At 66.4% G+C, this 17502-nt stretch carries 13 protein-coding genes; 11 read left to right on the top strand and 2 right to left on the bottom strand.

Annotated features, from left to right (window positions below; all coding sequences use genetic code 11):
• Positions 1-478: 478 nt before the first annotated feature.
• Positions 479-2380 (top strand): sensor histidine kinase, encoded by a 1902-nt coding sequence (locus DVS29_RS22250; protein WP_240655736.1) that lies wholly within the window; start codon positions 479-481, stop codon positions 2378-2380.
• Between the two features lie 69 nt (positions 2381-2449).
• On the opposite strand, the gene DVS29_RS22245 is transcribed toward DVS29_RS22250, so the two are convergent.
• Positions 2450-3985, bottom strand: a complete 1536-nt coding sequence (locus DVS29_RS22245) for a methyl-accepting chemotaxis protein (RefSeq protein ID WP_118182663.1) — start codon at positions 3983-3985, stop codon at positions 2450-2452.
• A gap of 314 nt (positions 3986-4299) precedes the next feature.
• Positions 4300-6045 (bottom strand): IlvD/Edd family dehydratase, encoded by a 1746-nt coding sequence (locus DVS29_RS22240; RefSeq protein ID WP_118182662.1) that lies wholly within the window; start codon positions 6043-6045, stop codon positions 4300-4302.
• Positions 6046-6407: 362 nt separating this feature from the next.
• Here DVS29_RS22240 and DVS29_RS22235 point away from each other — a divergent pair, with 362 nt between their 5' ends.
• The 10 genes from DVS29_RS22235 (at position 6408) to araH (ending at position 17337) form a co-directional block, all read left to right on the top strand.
• The gene (locus DVS29_RS22235; RefSeq protein WP_118182661.1) at positions 6408-7376 is read left to right on the top strand and encodes an ABC transporter substrate-binding protein; all 969 of its coding nucleotides are present in this window, start codon (positions 6408-6410) and stop codon (positions 7374-7376) included.
• A 109-nt stretch (positions 7377-7485) separates the two neighbouring features.
• Positions 7486-9000 carry a sugar ABC transporter ATP-binding protein gene (locus DVS29_RS22230; RefSeq protein ID WP_118182660.1) on the top strand — a complete coding sequence of 505 codons (1515 nt, stop codon included), beginning with the start codon at positions 7486-7488 and terminating at the stop codon, positions 8998-9000.
• Positions 8997-10037 (top strand): ABC transporter permease, encoded by a 1041-nt coding sequence (locus tag DVS29_RS22225; protein WP_118182659.1) that lies wholly within the window; start codon positions 8997-8999, stop codon positions 10035-10037. The genes DVS29_RS22230 and DVS29_RS22225 overlap by 4 nt, the downstream gene beginning before the upstream one ends.
• Positions 10034-11113: a galactofuranose ABC transporter, permease protein YjfF gene (gene yjfF, locus DVS29_RS22220; protein WP_118182658.1), complete on the top strand. Its 1080-nt coding sequence runs from the start codon at positions 10034-10036 to the stop codon at positions 11111-11113. The genes DVS29_RS22225 and yjfF overlap by 4 nt, the downstream gene beginning before the upstream one ends.
• Positions 11114-11173: 60 nt before the next feature.
• Positions 11174-11479 (top strand): hypothetical protein, encoded by a 306-nt coding sequence (locus DVS29_RS22215; protein WP_240655735.1) that lies wholly within the window; start codon positions 11174-11176, stop codon positions 11477-11479.
• A gap of 199 nt (positions 11480-11678) precedes the next feature.
• Positions 11679-12605, top strand: coding sequence for a dihydrodipicolinate synthase family protein (locus DVS29_RS22210; protein WP_118182657.1), 927 nt, complete (start codon positions 11679-11681; stop codon positions 12603-12605).
• 21 nt (positions 12606-12626) lie between these two features.
• On the top strand, positions 12627-13556 hold the full coding sequence (locus DVS29_RS22205; protein WP_118182656.1) for a Gfo/Idh/MocA family protein: 930 nt from the start codon (positions 12627-12629) through the stop codon (positions 13554-13556).
• Positions 13557-13649: 93 nt separating this feature from the next.
• Positions 13650-14654, top strand: coding sequence for an arabinose ABC transporter substrate-binding protein (locus tag DVS29_RS22200; protein ID WP_118182655.1), 1005 nt, complete (start codon positions 13650-13652; stop codon positions 14652-14654).
• 26 nt (positions 14655-14680) lie between these two features.
• Positions 14681-16213: an L-arabinose ABC transporter ATP-binding protein AraG gene (araG, locus tag DVS29_RS22195; RefSeq protein WP_118182654.1), complete on the top strand. Its 1533-nt coding sequence runs from the start codon at positions 14681-14683 to the stop codon at positions 16211-16213.
• Positions 16214-16317: 104 nt separating this feature from the next.
• The gene (gene araH / locus DVS29_RS22190) at positions 16318-17337 is read left to right on the top strand and encodes an L-arabinose ABC transporter permease AraH (RefSeq protein WP_118182653.1); all 1020 of its coding nucleotides are present in this window, start codon (positions 16318-16320) and stop codon (positions 17335-17337) included.
• The last annotated feature ends 165 nt before the right edge of the window (positions 17338-17502 follow it).

Here is a 17502-nt window from a genome sequence, read left to right as displayed (position 1 = left end):
TCGGCCCGGGCGCCCACTATGCCACGGTCAGGCGGGTGTTGCCGGTTGCCGTCCGCGATCGGATGGCTTGCTGTCGGTCTACTGTCGGCCTGTTGCAGGCTCGATGCAGGTCGTCAGGATTCGAAACTGTCAGAGGTCAGGATTTCCTGAAGTTGGGCCCGCGATTCATACAGCATCTTGCACGATGCTTGCCTGAAGCAAACCGATGATTCGCAGCACGAAGCGCGCGGAGCACCGCCGCAGCTGGCGTCGCTCGCCGCACGGCGTCGGTCGCGGCGCATGACGCGCGCTGTCCGCGGGTCGGTCCCGGGCAGACATGACACGGCATTCCGCTTACACTTGGCCGAGCATTTCGGGGCGCAGCGCGCCGCGCGATGCGTCAGGAAATCCGCCGGTACCGGCGGGATTCGATGCAGGCGCGCAAGCGCCGTCCCGGCATCACGACAGGCGGAACATGAGCGCGTTCGAGCGTGACGAGATGGCTAGCACCACCCGGCAAGCGCTCGAACGACGGATCGAGGCGCTGGAGCGGGAGCTCGACGCGCTGCGGCATGCGGCCGCCGAACGCGACCCGCCGCGGCCGCACGCGAGCGAGCAGGCGTTTCGCGCGGTCGTCGAACATTCGCCGGACTACATCGCCCGCTACGATCTGAACTTCCGCCGCATTTTCGCGAACCCCGCGCTGCTGTCGCTGATGGAGTGCACGGCGGACGAACTGCTCGGCAAGACGCCCGCCGAACTGTCGTATTTCGTCGACGTGTCCGCGTACATGGACCTGCTGCGCTCGGTCGCGCAGACCGGCACCCAGGCGATCGAGGAAATGGCGCTCGTCGATGCGGGCGGACGTCTGCGCTGGGGCCATCTGCGCGTGGTGCCGGAGTTCGGCGCCGACGGCCGCGTCGCGAGCGTGCTGGCAATCTACCGCGACATCGACGAACTGAAGCGCAGCGAACAGCTGTTCCGCACGCTCGCCGAAAACTTCCCCGACTTCATCTGCCGCTTCGACCGCGACTGCCGCTTCACCTACGTGAATCCCGCCGTGATGCGCGTGATCGGCGCGCCGTGGCAAGCGTTCATCGGCAGGCGGCCGAGCGAGATCTCGCCATCGGACGACATCGGCAAGAACCTGCTGCTCGAGGAAGGCATCCGGCGCGCGTTCGCGGAGGGCGAACCGAACGGCGAGGAAGTGCGCTGGATGACGGTGGACGGCGAGCGCGTGTTCGAGGTCCGGCACATTCCGGAGAAGGATCCTGAAGGGCGCGTGGTCAGCGTGCTCGGCGTCGCGCGCGACATCACACCGCTGCGGCTGGCCGAGCAGGCGCTGCGCGACAGCGAGCGCGCGTTCCGCACGCTGGCGGAGAACGCGCCGGACCCGATCATCCGCTACGACCTGGCGTGCACGCGGACCTACGTCAATCCGGAGTTCGAACGGATCACGCGCATGAGCGCCGACGAGATGATCGGCAAGCCGGCGGGCGACCGGCGCGGCGCGCCGCAGGTGGCCGCACAGCTCAAGATCCTGCTGCGCGACGTGATGCGAACCGGTGCGCCGACCAAGTTCGAGCTGAGCTGGGACGACGGCTTCAAGGAGCGCTGCTGGTACGTGCACGCGGTGCCGGAATTCAGCGCCGACGGTTCGATCCAGAGCGTGCTGACGGTCTGGCGCGATATCTCGGAGCGCAAGGAAGCGGAGTATCGGCTGCGCGAATCGTACGAGATGCTGCGCGAGCTGACGTCGCGGCGCGAGACGGCGCGCGAAGAGGAACGCAAGCGCATTGCGCGCGAGATGCACGACGAGCTTGGCCAGCAGCTCACCGCGCTGCGCATGGGCGTGTCGACGCTGCGCATCGTGTTCGCGCGCGACAACCCGGAGCTGATCGAACACGTGCAGAAAATGCTGTCGGTGACGGACCGGACCATTCAGGTGGTGCGCGACGTCGTGACTTCGTTGCGGCCCACTGCGATCGATGCGGGCATCGTCGCCGCGCTCGAATGGCTCGCCGACGAATTTTCGCGCGACAGCGGCGCGGTGTGCCGCCTGCACGTGCCGCCGGACGGCATCGAGCTCGACGAGGACCGCGCCATCGCGCTCTTTCGCATCGTTCAGGAAGCGCTTACCAATGTCGCGCGGCATGCGGGCGCGCATGAAGTGGCAGTGGAACTGCGCCAGAGCGGCGACGACTGCGTGCTCGAAGTGCGCGACGACGGCCGCGGCTTCGATCCCGACGCGATCCGGCGCAATTCGTTCGGACTCGCCGGCATGAAGGAACGCGTGATGATGCTGGGCGGCGAGATCGTCGTCGGCAGCGCGCGCGGCAACGGCACCGTGATCAAGGTGCGCGTGCCGGTGCGGCTGCCGGGAAGGGCGGCGCTCTCCTGAGGGTGGCGCGGGCGCTGTGCTTCGAGCGGTTGCTACGTCGCGCCGTTTCGCGTCCGCGCCGCCGCTTCTTCAGACAAGCCGGAACACTGAAACCGCCGAGCGCAGCCGCTGCGCCTGCTCGTCCAGCGACGACGACGCGGCCGCCGCTTCTTCGACGAGCGCCGCGTTCTGCTGCGTCACTTCGTCCATCTGCGTGACGGCGCGGCTCACCTGTTCGATGCCGGTGCTCTGTTCCACCGACGCGGCGGCGATTTCGCCCATGATGCCCGCGACCTGGCGGATCGAACGCTCGATGTCGGTCATCCGTTCGCCCGCGACTTCGACGAGCCGGTTGCCGTCGCCGACGCGTTCGGCCGAGCGCTGGATCAATTCCTTGATGTCCTTCGCCGCAGCGCCGCTGCGCTGCGCGAGCGAGCGGACCTCTGCGGCCACCACCGCGAACCCGCGGCCTTCCTCGCCGGCTCGCGCCGCTTCGACGGCCGCGTTCAGCGCGAGAATATTGGTCTGGAATGCGATGCTTTCGATCACGGTCGTGATGTCGGCGATCTTGCTGGATTCCGTGGTGATCTGCTGCATCGTGTCGACCACCTGCTGCACCGCGCTTGCGCCGCGTCCGGTCGCTTCGCTCGCGGTGACGACGAGCGCGTTCGCGTTGTGCGCGTGATCGGCGTTCTGCTTCACGGTCGCGGTGATCTGCTCCATGCTCGCCGCGGTTTCCTGCAGCGACGCAGCCTGTTCCTCGGTGCGCTGCGACAGGTCGAGATTGCCCTGCGCGATCTCGCCGGAACCGAGCGCGATCGACTGGCTCGCCGACTGGATTTCCGCGATCATCGCGGCGAGGCGCGCCTTCATGTCGCCGAGCGCCGCGAGCAGGCTGCCGCTCGCGTTGTCGCCCGCGTCGAACTGCACGGCGAGATTGCCGCTCGCGATTTCCCGCGCAATGTGCGTTGCGTAAGCCGGTTCGCCGCCGAGCGTGCGTCGCACGCTGCGCAGCACCGCCCACGCGATCGCGGCGACCACGACTCCAATCACGAGTGCGATCGCGCCAAGCATCGTCGCCAGTTTCGCGAAGCTCGCGTTGATGTCGTCGTACCAGAAGCCGGTGCCGACCCACCAGTCCCAGTACGGCACGCCGACCACGCCCTGCAGCTTCGGTTCGACCGGCGCGTCGGGGCTGCGCTTGATCAGCACGTCGACGAGCGCGAAATGCGCCTGCGCCATGCCTTGCCGGTACGCTTCGCTATCGGTGAGGCCGGTCGTGGTGCGATTGCCCTTCGCCTTCGTACCGATGAATTTCGCGTTCGGATGCACGAGATTGATGCCGTCCGACGTCGTGACCCAGTAGTAGCTCTTCGCGTTCGCGTTCAGTTGTGCGAGCGCCGCTTTCGCCTGCTGCTGCGCCTGGTCGCGCGTGAGCGTACCGGCGAGTTCCAGCTGGTGATACGAATCGATCAGATGTTCGGCTTTTTCCAGCAGGATCACCACTTCCTCGCGCCGCGAATCGACGAGCGCGCCGCGTAACGTATGCAGCGCGGTGGCGGCGAGTGCGACGACGCCGAGCAACGCGGCGATGACGAGTACGAGCAGTTTGGTCGACAGCTTCATGCGGGGCCTTCGCGAGGTTAACCAGATAGTACATATATCGGCGCGCGCGGAAGCCGGCTTGAGCGAAGCATGCTGCGTGTAAACCCGAAGACCTTCGCATGTCGATGCGAAGGCGTGGAGAAAAGGCGAGGGGAGCGATGCGACGGGACGCGTGAACGTGTCACGCGTGTGTCAGGAGGGCAGGCGGAATGCAGGGAGATGTGTTGGTAGTGCTTGGTACGCGAGACGCGTTCATCGCGCGCCACGGTCGATGCGCGTGCTTGTGCGCGTGTGCGTTGCGCAGTGTCAACCGCACACCGCGCAGCGCACACCGTTCAATGCGAGTGCCTCGGCACCTCCGCGCCGCGGCATCCAACGAGGAAGTCGAAGTCGCAACCCTGATCGGCCTGCAGCACGTGTTCGACGTAGAGACTCTTGTAGCCGCCGCCCGCGCCGAGCGGCTCCTTCTTCTGCGATTCGTGCCATTGTGAGAGACGCGCTTCGAGTTCTGCGTCGGGAATGTCGAGCTGCAGGCGGCCCGCGTTGCAGTCGAGCTCGATCCAGTCGCCATTGCGCACGACCGCGAGCGGTCCGCCCGCGCGCGCTTCCGGTGCGACGTGCAGCACGACCGTGCCGTATGCGGTGCCGCTCATCCGCGCATCCGAGATTCGCACCATGTCGGTCACGCCTTCCGCGAGCAGCTTCGGCGGCAGCCCCATGTTGCCGACTTCCGCCATGCCTGGGTAACCCTTCGGTCCGCAGTTCTTCATCACGAGGATGGAATCCTTGCTGACGTCGAGCTCGGGGTCGGCGATGCGCGCCTTGTAGTCCTCGAAGTTCTCGAACACGACCGCGCGGCCGCGATGCACGAGCAGTTCCGGCGTTGCCGCCGAGGGCTTCAGCACCGCGCCGTTCGGCGCGAGATTGCCGCGCAGCACGCAGAGGCCGCCGTCGTCGACGAGCGGCTTGTCGAGCGGACGGATCACCTCTTCGTCGTAGAGCGGCGCGTCCTGGCAGTTATCCCACAGCGTGCGGCCGTTCGCCGTCAGCGCATCCGGATGCGGCAGCAGGTTCGCTTCGCCGAGCCGCCGGATCACCGCGGGCAGACCGCCCGCGTAATAGAACTCCTCCATTAGGAAGCGGCCCGACGGCTGCAGATCGACGAGCGTCGGCGTGCCGCGGCCGATGCGTGTCCAGTCGTCGAGTTCGAGCGGCACGCCGATGCGGCCCGCGATCGCCTTCAGATGGATCGCCGCATTGGTCGAGCCGCCGATCGCCGCGTTCACGCGGATCGCGTTTTCGAACGCTTCGCGCGTGAGCAGCTTCGACAGCCGCAGGTCGTCGAGCGCCATCTCGACGATGCGCATGCCGGACATGTGCGCGAGCACGTAGCGGCGCGCGTCGACGGCGGGGATCGCCGCGTTGTGCGGCAGCGATACGCCGAGCGATTCCGCCATGCACGCCATCGTCGATGCGGTGCCCATCGTGTTGCAGGTGCCCGCCGAGCGCGACATGCCGGCTTCCGCCGACATGAATTCGTGCAGCGAGATCTTGCCCGCCTTCACCTGCTCGGAGAGCTGCCACACGATCGTGCCGGAGCCGATGTCGCGGCCGTGGTGCTTGCCGTTGAGCATCGGCCCGCCGGTCACGACGATCGCCGGCACGTCGCAGCTCGCGGCGCCCATCAAGAGCGCCGGCGTGGTCTTGTCGCAGCCGGTCAGCAGCACGACGGCGTCGACCGGATTGCCGCGGATCGCTTCTTCGACGTCCATCGACGCAAGATTGCGCGTGAACATCGCGGTGGGCCGCAGGTTCGATTCGCCGTTGGAGAACACCGGGAACTCGACGGGGAAGCCGCCCGCCTCGAGCACCCCGTGCTTCACGTGTTCGGCGAGCTTGCGGAAGTGCGCGTTGCACGGCGTCAGCTCCGACCACGTGTTGCAGATGCCGATGATCGGCTTGCCCTGGAATTCGTGATCCGGGATGCCCTGGTTCTTCATCCAGCTCCGGTACATGAAGCCGTTCTTGTCCGCGGTGCCGAACCATTCGGCGGAGCGTAACTTGCGCTGTCTGTCGGTCATGAGTTAAGTAAGCTACGATTAAATAGTAAGACTATAAGTCGAACTGGGTGAAACGTGAGCCCGCGGCTACAGACAAACCTTTCCGAAAGCCTGGGTCCCGCCGTTTCCAGAAAATTACTTGCCAGAAGCAGCAATCTTAACAGTGTACGACGTCTCCTACTATAAATAGCATGACTATTGAGGGATGTGGGGTGGGGAAAACGCTAATCGAAAGCCCAGGATCCGACACATATAGTTTGGCTATTAAGTGGGTGTGCTGTGACAGGTGGCGCTGGCGAGGGGGTCACGCGTTGAGTCGTGGACGTCATCGCGCGCAGTACGGCGCCGGGAAAAAAAAGCCAACGACAATCGGAGACGTAAACATGAGACTCACCAGAAGACTGGCGCTCGGCGCGCTGCTCGGCACGGCGCTGACGTTGGGCGCGAGCTTCAACGCATCGGCGCAGGACAAGCAGATCACGCTCGGCTTCTCGCAGGTCGGCGCCGAGAGCGCCTGGCGCACGGCCAACACCGTATCGGTGAAAGCCGCCGCGAAGGACGCGGGCATCAACCTGAAGTTTTCGGACGCGCAGCAGAAGCAGGAAAACCAGATCAAGGCGATCCGCTCGTTCATCGCGCAGAAGGTGGACGTGATCGCGTTCTCGCCGGTCGTCGAGTCCGGCTGGGAGCCGGTGCTGACCGAGGCGAAGGCCGCGCACATTCCGGTGATCCTGACCGACCGCGCGATCGACGTGAAGGACACGTCGCTGTACACCACGATGATCGGCTCGGACTTCCTGGAAGAAGGCCGCCGCGCCGGCCGCTGGCTCGAAGAGCGCTACAAGAACGACAAAGGCCCGATCAACATCGTCGAACTGCAGGGCACGGTCGGTTCCGCACCGGCCAACGACCGTCACTCGGGTCTGATGGAAGTGATCAAGAATGATCCGAAGTTCAAGATCATCGCGTCGCAGAGCGGCGACTTCACGCTGGCCGGCGGCAAGCAGGTGATGGAAGCGTTCGCGAAGACCTACGGCAAGCAGATCAACGTGGTCTACGCGCATAACGACGACATGGCGCTCGGCGCGATCCAGGCGATGGAAGAAGCGGGCATCAAGCCCGGCACGGACGTGAGCGTCGTGTCGTTCGATGCGACGAAGGGCGGCTTCCAGGCGATGGTGGCGGGCAAGATCAATGTCGACGTGGAGTGCAGCCCGCTGCTCGGGCCGCAGCTGATGAGCGCGGTGAAGGACGTCGTGGCCGGCAAGCAGCTGCCGAAGCGCATCGTGACGAACGAAACCGTGTTCCCGATGAACGTCGCGGCGCAGGTGCTGCCGACCCGCAAGTACTAATCGGATAGCGTAACCGACGCTCGAAGTAGCGGCGCGATCCGGCGCGTGACGCCGGGTCGCGCTTTGTCTGAACGACTTTCACGGACGGCCTTCGCGTCCCGCTCTGCCTATGACCGACGCACCCATTCTCGAAACGATCGGCATCGACAAGACCTTCCCCGGCGTCAAGGCGCTGCAGCAGGTGAACTTCCGGCTCTTCCCGGGCGAGGTCCATACGCTGATGGGGCAGAACGGTGCCGGCAAGTCGACGCTCATCAACGTGCTCACCGGCGTGATCGAACAGGACGCCGGCGAGATCCATCTGGCCGGCGCGCCAGTGCGCTTCGCCGCGCCGCTCGAAGCGGAAGCCGCCGGCATCCAGACGCTCTACCAGGAAGTGAACCTGTGCCCGAACCTGTCGGTAGCGGAGAACATCTTCGCGGGCCGTCAGCCGATGAAGCGCGGCGCGATCGACTGGAAGACGATCCATACGCGCGCCAAAGAAGCGCTCGCGAATCTCAAGATCTACCTCGACGTCACCCGTTCGCTCGATTCATATCCGATCGCCGTGCAGCAGATGGTCGCGATCGCGCGCGCGGTGTCGGTCGACGCGCGCGTGCTGATTCTCGACGAACCGACGTCGAGCCTCGACGACGGCGAAGTCGCGCGTCTTTTCGCGGTGCTGCGGCAGCTGAAGGAGTCGGGCATCGCGATCCTGTTCGTCACGCACTTTCTCGAGCAGACCTACGCGATCTCCGACCGTATCACCGTGATGCGCAACGGCGAGCGCGAGGGCGAGTATCTGGCGAAGGACCTGCCGGTCGAGCTGCTGGTCTCGAAGATGACGGGCCACGAGCGCATGAGCGAACGCCTGAAGGGCGGCGCGTCCGAAGCCGTGCGCGAGGACCGGCGCGCCGCGCCGTTCCTGTCGATGCAGGGCGTGGGCCGGCGCGGCCTGATGAACCCGGTCGATCTCGACGTGCGGCCGGGGCAGATTCTCGGCCTGGCCGGCCTGCTCGGCTCGGGGCGCACCGAAACCGCGCGGCTCGTGTTCGGCGCGGAGCGTGCGGACACCGGCACGATGCAGGTGGACGGCGCGACCGTGAAGCTCAGCTCGCCGCACGACGCGGTGCGCCACGGCATCGCGTATTGCCCGGAAGACCGCAAGAAGGAGGGCATCGTCGCGGCGCTGTCGATCCGCGAGAACATCGTGCTCGCGCTGCAGGCGCAGCGCGGCTGGTGGCGCATGCTGAGCCGCGCGCGCCAGCGCGAGATCGCCGACGACTACATCGCGCGCCTCGGCATCAAGGCGCGCGACGCGGAGCAGCCGATCGGGCTGCTGTCGGGCGGCAACCAGCAGAAGGTGCTGCTCGCGCGCTGGCTCGCGACCGAACCGAAGCTCTTGATTCTCGACGAACCCACGCGCGGCATCGACGTCGCCGCGAAGTTCGACATCATGGACCGCGTGCTCGCGCTGTGCGCGAAGGGGCTCGCGATCCTGTTCATCTCGTCGGAAGTGAGCGAGGTGGTGCGCGTGAGCCATCGCATCGCGGTGCTGCGCGACCGTCGTAAGGTTGCCGAAGTATCCGGCGAATCGCTGTCGGAAGACCAGGTGTATCAGCTCATCGCCGGAGGCCAGTCATGACGCGCATTCAGGCGCTGTTTCGCCATCAGCTCGTCTGGCCCGCGCTCACGCTCGTGCTGCTGTTCGCGCTCGATATCGCGCACCGAGCGAACTTCCTCGCGATCACGATGCTCGGCGGCCATCTGTTCGGCGCGCCGATCGATATCCTGAACCATGCCGCGCCGCTCGTGATCGTGTCGCTTGGCATGACGCTCGTGATCGCGACGCGCGGCATCGACATTTCCGTTGGCGCGATCGTCGCGATTGCCGGCGCGGCGGCCGCGATCGTGCTGCAGAACGATCCTTCGGCGGTCGGCGAGGCGGTGCTAGCCGCGCTCGCGGTCGGCGTGCTCGCGGGCATCTGGAACGGCGTGCTGGTTGCGTTCGTCGGCATGCAGCCGATCATCGCGACGCTGATCCTGATGGTGGCGGGGCGCGGCGTCGCGCAGCTGCTGACGGGCGGCCAGATCATCCCGATCGGCGCGCCCGGCTATCTGCGGCTGGGCGACGGTTATCTCGCCACGGTGCCGTGCTCGGTGTGGATCGCGATCGCGGTCACGGCCGCCACCGCGTTGCTGATGAACCGCACCGCGCTCGGCCTCTTCATCCGTTCGATCGGCGTGAATCCGGTCGCGACGCGGCTGGTCGGTCTGCGCTCGGGCGCGATCGTGTTCAGCGTGTATGTGTTCTCCGGGCTGATGTCGGCGGTTGCGGGTGTGATCGCGAGTTCGAACGTGCGCAGCGCGGACGGCAACAACGCAGGCCTGCTGCTCGAACTCGACGCGATTCTTGCGGTGACGCTCGGCGGCACGTCGCTGCTGGGCGGCCGCTTCAGTCTCGCGGGCACGGTGCTCGGCGCGCTGATCATCCAGACATTGACGTATACGACCTATTCGATCGGCGTGCCGCCGGAGGCGACGCTCGTCGTGAAGGCGATCGTCGTGCTGGTGGTGAGCGTGATCCAGTCCGACACCGCGCGCGCGTTCCTCGTGCGGCAGGTGTTGCGGCTTTTTGCACCGGCACGGCACGGCGCAACCACGGGGACCACGACATCATGAGAAAAATGATCGGCCGGCTGGCCGACCCTCGCACGCTGCCGATCGTCGTCACGGTCGTGCTGTTCGCGGTGCTGTTCGGTTTCGGCTCGGTGATGTACACGGGCTTCTTCTCGATGCAGGTGCTGACGGGGCTGCTCGTCGACAACGGCTTCCTCTTGATCGTCGCGATCGGCATGACCTTCGTGATCGTATCGGGCGGCATCGATCTGTCGGTGGGCGCGGTTGTCGCGCTGACGACGATCTTCTGCGCGGTCGGCGCGGAGTGGCTGCACTGGCCCGTGTGGGTGATCGTGCCGCTCGTGCTCGCGTTCGGCGCGCTGTACGGCGCGGCGATGGGCGCGCTGATCCACTTCTTCAAGCTGCAGCCGTTCATCGTCACGCTGGCCGGCATGTTCCTCGCGCGCGGCGCGTGCTTCCTGATCACCACGCAGTCGATCACGATCAACGAGCCGGTGTTCCATGCGATCGCGGCGTTCAGCGTGCCGGTCGGCGGCGGCTCGCTGAGTTCGGGCGCGCTGATCGCGCTGGCCACGCTCGCGGTGGCGATCTACGTCGCGCACTTCACGCGCTTCGGCCGCAACGTCTATGCGGTGGGCGGCAACGAGCGCTCGGCGCTGCTGATGGGCTTGCCGGTCGCGCGCACGAAGGTCGCGGTGTATGCGTTGAGCGGCCTGTGCTCGGCGCTCGGCGGCGTGGTGTTCACGCTCTACGTGCTGTCGGGTTACGGCCTGCAGGCACAGGGCATGGAGCTCGATGCGATCGCGGCGACTGTGATCGGCGGCACGCTCTTGACGGGCGGCGTCGGCTATGTGATCGGCTCGGTGTTCGGCGTCGGCATTCTCGGCACGATCCAGACGCTGATCACGTTCGACGGCACGCTGAGTTCGTGGTGGACGCGCATCGTGATCGGCGCGCTGCTGTGCATCTTCTGCCTGCTGCAGCGGATCATCGAGCGGCATGCGGCGCGGCGGCAGTCGGGCGGCACGGGGCTCGACGCGAAGCTGCAACCGCCGGACGGCAAACGGCCGCCGCCCGCGGAGCCCGAGGGCAAGGCCGATCTCGTGTCGATGGTGTGAGACCGGCTTCCGGGTGGCGCGCGATTGTCGACGTGCACCCCATGCCGGCGAGGTGATGACATGCGACAGCATTCCATAGCGGACAGCGCCTCCGGGCGCGCCGCGCAGTCGGGCACCCACGTGAGCCCCGAACGAACGGCGCGACGGCTCGCGCTCGACCTGAGCGGCGCCGCCGACCGGCAGCTCGTCGCCGACGCGCTGCGCGCTCTGTTGCGCGAGCGCTCCGAAGCGCTGCATCTGGCGACGCGGATCGCCGCGCATCATCGCCGGCCGCGTCCGGACCCGGGCGATTTCGGTCTGAGCGACATCCTGCGTCTCGCGCGCCTCGTCGAACGGGGCGATGTGGCGGACGGGCTCGATACATAAAAAACGCATGACGGGGCCTTGAACGCCGCGCGGTGGGGCGGCGCGTTGACGTTCGTCCGCAGATCCATAAAAGAAATACTATTTAAACGGATTTTCGGGAAAACCCGAATGGAATCGCGCAATGACGACTGAGATAGTATTACTATTGAATCATCCAACGGGCTCGGCTGCGAGCCTCGATCAGCGGAAACCCGATCCAATGAATCACGCTTCCCGAATTTTCTCCGGCCTGTTCCCGGTCGCGCCCACGGCGTTCACCGAAACGGGCGATCTCGATCTCGACGGCCAGCGCCGCGTGATCGATTGCATGGTCGACCAGCAGGTCGACGGCATCTGCATTCTCGCGAACTACTCCGAGCAGTTCCTGCTGACCGATGCCGAGCGCGACGCGGTGATGGACGCGTGCATCGAGCACACGGCCGGCCGCGTGCCGGTGATGGTCACGTGCAGCCACTTCAGCACGCGGATCGCGAGCGATCGCGCGAAGCGCGCGGCGGACGCGGGCGCGAGCATCGTGATGCTGATGCCGCCGTATCACGGCGCATCGCTGCGTGCCGACGAGAAGGGCGTGTACGAACATTTCGCGCGCGTGTCCGAAGCGGCCGGCATTCCGGTGATGGTGCAGGACGCACCGCTCTCCGGCGTCACGCTGAGCGTGCCGTTCCTCACGCGTCTCGCGCGTGAACTGCCGCTGGTGCGCTACTTCAAGATCGAGATGCCGGGCACGGCCGCGAAGCTGCGCGCGCTGATCGCCGCGGGCGGCGACGTGATCGAAGGGCCGTTCGACGGCGAGGAGGCGATTACGCTGATGCCCGATCTCGACGCGGGCGCGACGGGTGTGATGTCGAGCGCGCTGCTGCCCGATCTGATCCGCCCGGTGTTCGACGCGTTTCATGCAGGCCGCCGCGACGAAGCGCGCGCCGGCTATGCGCGCATCCTGCCGCTGATCAATTACGAGAACCGTCAGTGCGGTCTGCGCGCAACCAAGACCGTGATGATGGAAGGCGGCGTGATCAAGAGCGATCACGTGCGTCATCCGCTCGAGCCGCTCGCGCCTGCCGTGCGTGCCGAACTGCTCGAACTCGCGCGCGAGGCGAATCCGCTCGCGCTGCGCTGGGGACATTGAGCTCGCACACGTCTTCGTCCCATGAACAACTCACTGAAGCTTGGCCTCGTCGGCATCGGCAAGATCGCGCGCGACCAGCATCTGCCGGCGATCGCCGCCAATCCGCGTTTCGCGCTCACTGCGTGCGCGAGCCGCAACGCCGAAGTCAACGGCGTGCGCAACTACACCGACATCGAACGGCTGCTGGCAGTCGAGCCGGAACTCGATGCGATCTCGCTCACGGCAACGCCGCAGGTGCGCTTTGAACAGGCACGCGCGGCACTCGCCGCCGGCAAGCACGTGATGCTCGAAAAGCCGCCCACCGCGAACCTCGGCGAAATCGAGGTGCTGCGCACGATGGCGCGCGACGCGAACCGCACGCTGTTCGCAACGTGGCATTCGCGTCATGCGCCGGCGGTCGAACCCGCGCGCGAGTGGCTCGCGACGCAGCGTATCGAATCGGTCGCGGTGCGCTGGAAAGAAGACGTGCGGCGCTGGCATCCGGGTCAGGACTGGATCTGGCAGCCAGGCGGCCTCGGCGTGTTCGATCCGGGCATCAACGCGCTGTCGATCGTGACGCGCATCCTGCCGCGCGAAATCCTGTTGCAGGACGCAACGCTGTGGGTACCCGCCGACGCACAGACGCCGATCGCCGCCGAACTCGCGTTCATCGACGAAGCGGGCGTGCCGGTGCGCGCCGAATTCGACTGGCGGCATGGCCCGGTCGAGCAGTGGGAGATCGACGTCGTCACCGGCGCGGGCCTGCTGCAGATTTCGGGCGGCGGCAAGCGGCTGTCGATCGCGGGCGAAGCGGTCGAACTCGCGGCCGAGCGCGAATATCCGTCGCTCTACGAGCGCTTCGACTGGCTGATCGCGCATGGCGCGGAAGACGTCGACGTGCGCCCGTTGCGTCACGTCGCCGATGCATTCCTGCTCGGCGCGCGCCATGAGGTCGAAGCGTTCGGTCTCTGACGGACACGAACACTTCGTCATCCTTCGTTTTCCCAGTCACGAACACCAACCACACGCGCGGTCGGTAACGACCCGAATCATCAGGAGACGAGTATGACCAGCAAGCTTCGCCGCACTACCTTGAGTGCGATTCTGGCCGCGACCCTCGCGGCGCCGTTCGCGATGCAGATGACCGCACACGCGGACGAACCGCTCAAGGTCGGCTTCCTCGTGAAGATGCCCGAGCAGGCATGGTTCATCAACGAGCAGAAGGCGGCGACCGCGCTCGGCAAGAAGGACGGCTTCACGGTGGTGAACATCGGCACGCCGGACGGCGAGAAGGTGCTCGGCGCGATCGACAACCTCGGCGCGCAAGGCGCGAAGGGCTTCGTGATCTGCGCGCCGGACGTGCGTCTCGGACCGGCGATCCAGGCGCGCGCGAAGCGCTACAACATGAAGTTCGTGACGGTGGACGACCAGCTCGTCGATTCGACCGGCAAGCCGCTCGCAGGCGTGCCGCACCTCGGCATGTCCGCGTTCAAGATCGGCAACCAGGTGGGCCAGGCGATCTCCGACGAAATGAAGAAGCGCGGCTGGAAGCCGGAAGAAGTGGGCGCGATCCGCATCACCGACTACGAACTGCCGACCGCGAAGCTGCGCACCGACGGCGCGACCGAAACGCTGCTGGCCAACGGCTTCAAGAAGGACAACATCTTCGACGCGCCGCAGAAGACCACCGACGACGAAGGCGGCTTCAACGCGGCATCGCCGGTGCTGTCGAAGCATCCGAACATCAAGAAGTGGATCGTCTACGCGCTCAACGAAGAGACGGTGCTGGGCGGCGTGCGCGCAACGGAACAGCTGCACATTCCGGCAGCCGACGTGATCGGCGTCGGCATCAACGGCGCGGGCGAAGCGTTCGCCGAATTCCAGAAGAAGGAACCGACCGGCTTCTACGGCACGATCGCGGTGAGCTCGACGAACCACGGCCGCGAGAGCACGGAGAACCTCGTCGACTGGATCGAGAAAGGCAAGGTGCCGCCGGCCGATACGCAGACCACCGGCAAGCTGATGACGCGCGACAACTGGCTGCAGGTGCGCTCGGATCTGGGCATCTAAGGCTGTACCGGCACGAGGCAATACTCATGGCAGAAACGGTAGTGAGCGACGCGCGGCCCGCGCAGCAGGCGGGGCGCGCGTATCTCGAGCTCGATGGGATCACGGTCGCGTTTCCGGGCGTGCTGGCGCTCGACGGCGTGTCGTTCGACGTGCGCGCGGGCGAGGTGCACGGCCTGATGGGCGAGAACGGTGCGGGCAAGTCGACGTTGCTGAAGGTGCTGTCCGGCGTCAACACGACGCAGGCCGGCGCGCTCAGGATCGGCGGCGTCGAGCAGCATTTCACGGGCACCAAGGCGGCGATCGATGCGGGCATCGCGATCATCTACCAGGAGCTGCATCTCGTGCCGGAGCTGACGGTCGCGGAGAATCTGCTGCTCGGGCAGATGCCGGCGCGCTTCGGCGTGCTCGACCAGCGCGCGCTGGTCGCGCGGGCGCTGGCAGGGCTCGAGCGGCTCGGCGAGCGCATCGATCCGAACGCGCAGGTGAAGAACCTGTCGATCGGCCAGCGCCAGATGATCGAGATCGGCAAGGCGCTGATGCGCGATGCGCGCGTGATCGCGTTCGACGAACCGACGAGTTCGCTGTCGTCGCGCGAGACGAAGCAACTGATGAAGATCATCCAGGCGCTGCGCGCGGAAGGCCGCGCGATCGTCTACGTCACGCACCGGATGGACGAGGTCTATGAGCTGTGCGACCGCGTCACCGTGTTTCGCGACGGGCGCTGCATCGAGACGTTCGAATCGGTCGCGGATCTGGAGCGCGACCGGCTGATCCAGTGCATGGTGGGGCGCTCGATCCAGGACGTCTACGGCTACCGTTCGCGCAAGGGCGGCGACGTGCAGCTCGAAGTGCGCGAGCTGACGGGGCCGGGGCTCGCGGCGCCGGTGTCGTTCGCCGCGCGCAAGGGCGAGATCGTCGGCTTCTTCGGGCTCGTGGGCGCGGGGCGCTCGGAGCTGATGAAGCTGATCTACGGCGCGGCGAAACCGGCCTCGGGCGAGATCGTGCTGAACGGCAAGCCGGTGCGCTTCGGCACGCCGCGCGACGCGGTGCGCGCGGGGCTCGCGCTGTGTCCGGAAGATCGCAAGGCGGAAGGTATCGTCGCGATCGCTTCGGTAGCGGACAACCTCAATCTCAGCGCGCGGCGCCATTTCAGTCCGTGGCGCTTCCTGCTCGATGCGCGCCGCGAACGTTCGCTTGCGAGCGAATACATCGCGAAGCTCGCGATCAAGACGCGCAACACCGAGACGCCGATCGGCACGCTCTCGGGCGGCAACCAGCAGAAGGTGATTCTTTCGCGTTGGCTCGCGGAACAGATCGACGTGTTCCTGATGGACGAACCGACGCGCGGCATCGACGTCGGCGCGCGCGCCGAAATCTACAACCTGCTGTACGAACTCGCGGAAGCGGGGCGCACGGTGCTGCTCGTGTCGAGCGATCTGGCCGAGGTGATCGGCGTCGCGGACCGCGTGCTCGTGATGAAGGAAGGGCAGATCGTCGGCGATCTGCCGAAAGCCGAAGCCACGCCCGATCAGCTGATCAAGCTTGCGCTGCCGCGCTGAGCGGCGTTCTCGCGCACGGCGACATCCGCCTGCGCAACCTGAATGAAGTGAAGCATCGACGAAACACGCCGCGCAAAGCGCGCGGCTTGGCAACGAGAGAAATCATGGAATCTCCAACCAGCCGTCCGACCACCTCTCCCGCCGCGGTCCAGGCCCAGACGCAGCCCGGCGCGGCCGCGCGCGCGGCGCGCATGTGGGATCTGATCAGCCGCTCGGGCATCGTGATGGTGTTCGTGATCCTGTTCGCGGTGCTGTCGTTCACCGTGCCGGACTTCCTCACGACCCGCAACATCCAGGGCCTGCTGCTGTCGGTCACGCTGATCGGCTCGATCGCGGTCACGATGATGTTCGTGCTCGCGCTGGGCGAGGTGGACCTGTCGGTTGCGTCGATCGTCGCGTTTTCCGGGGTGGTCGCATCGACCGTGATCACCGCGACGCACAGCGTGCTGTTCGGCATCGCGGTCGGCGTGCTCGCGGGCGGCGCGGTCGGACTCGTGAACGGCGTGCTGGTGGCGCGCTACAAGATCAATTCGCTGATCGTCACGCTCGCGATGATGGAAGTGGTGCGCGGCCTCGCGTTCCTCACGTCGAACGGCGACGCGGTGATGATCTCCGAAGAGCGCTTCTTCGACCTCGGCGGCGGCGCGTTCCTCGGCATCTCGTATCCGATCTGGAGCAACATCGTCGGCTTCGTGCTGTTCGGCTTCCTGCTGCGCAAGACCGTGTTCGGCAAGAACGTGCTGGCGGTGGGCGGCAACAGCGAGGCGGCGGTGCTCGCGGGGCTGCCGGTCACGCGCATCAAGATCACGGTGTTCGTGCTGCAGGGACTCGTCACCGGCTTCGCGGGCGTGATGCTCGCGTCGCGGATGAGCCTCGGCGATCCGAAAACGTCGGTCGGGCTCGAGCTCGGCGTGATCTCGGCGTGCGTGCTGGGCGGCGTGTCGCTGACGGGCGGCGTCGCGACGATCTCCGGCGTGCTGGTCGGCGTGCTGATCATGGGCGCGGTGCAGGACGCGATGAGTCTGCTCAACGTGCCGACCTTCTACCAGTACCTGATCCGCGGCGCGATCCTGCTGCTCGCGGTGCTGTACGACCAGTTCCGGCGCAGCAGGCGGGTGGCCTGAGGGATGGCACGAGCAGCGGCATGAAGGGTGATATGAACGCGATTACCTGACCCCGGCGCGCAGTGGCTTCCGTTGGCCGCAGCGCGCCGCTTTTTTAACGCATCAACCGCAACTAACGGTCGAGCCCGCGCGCGTACTCCGACAACGACGTTCACGCGCGACGCG

Source organism: Paraburkholderia phosphatilytica (genome assembly GCF_003443895.1).
GTDB lineage: Bacteria > Pseudomonadota > Gammaproteobacteria > Burkholderiales > Burkholderiaceae > Paraburkholderia > Paraburkholderia phosphatilytica.
Note: the sequence above shows the minus strand (reverse complement) of the source record. Positions and strands in the feature narration are given on the sequence as shown.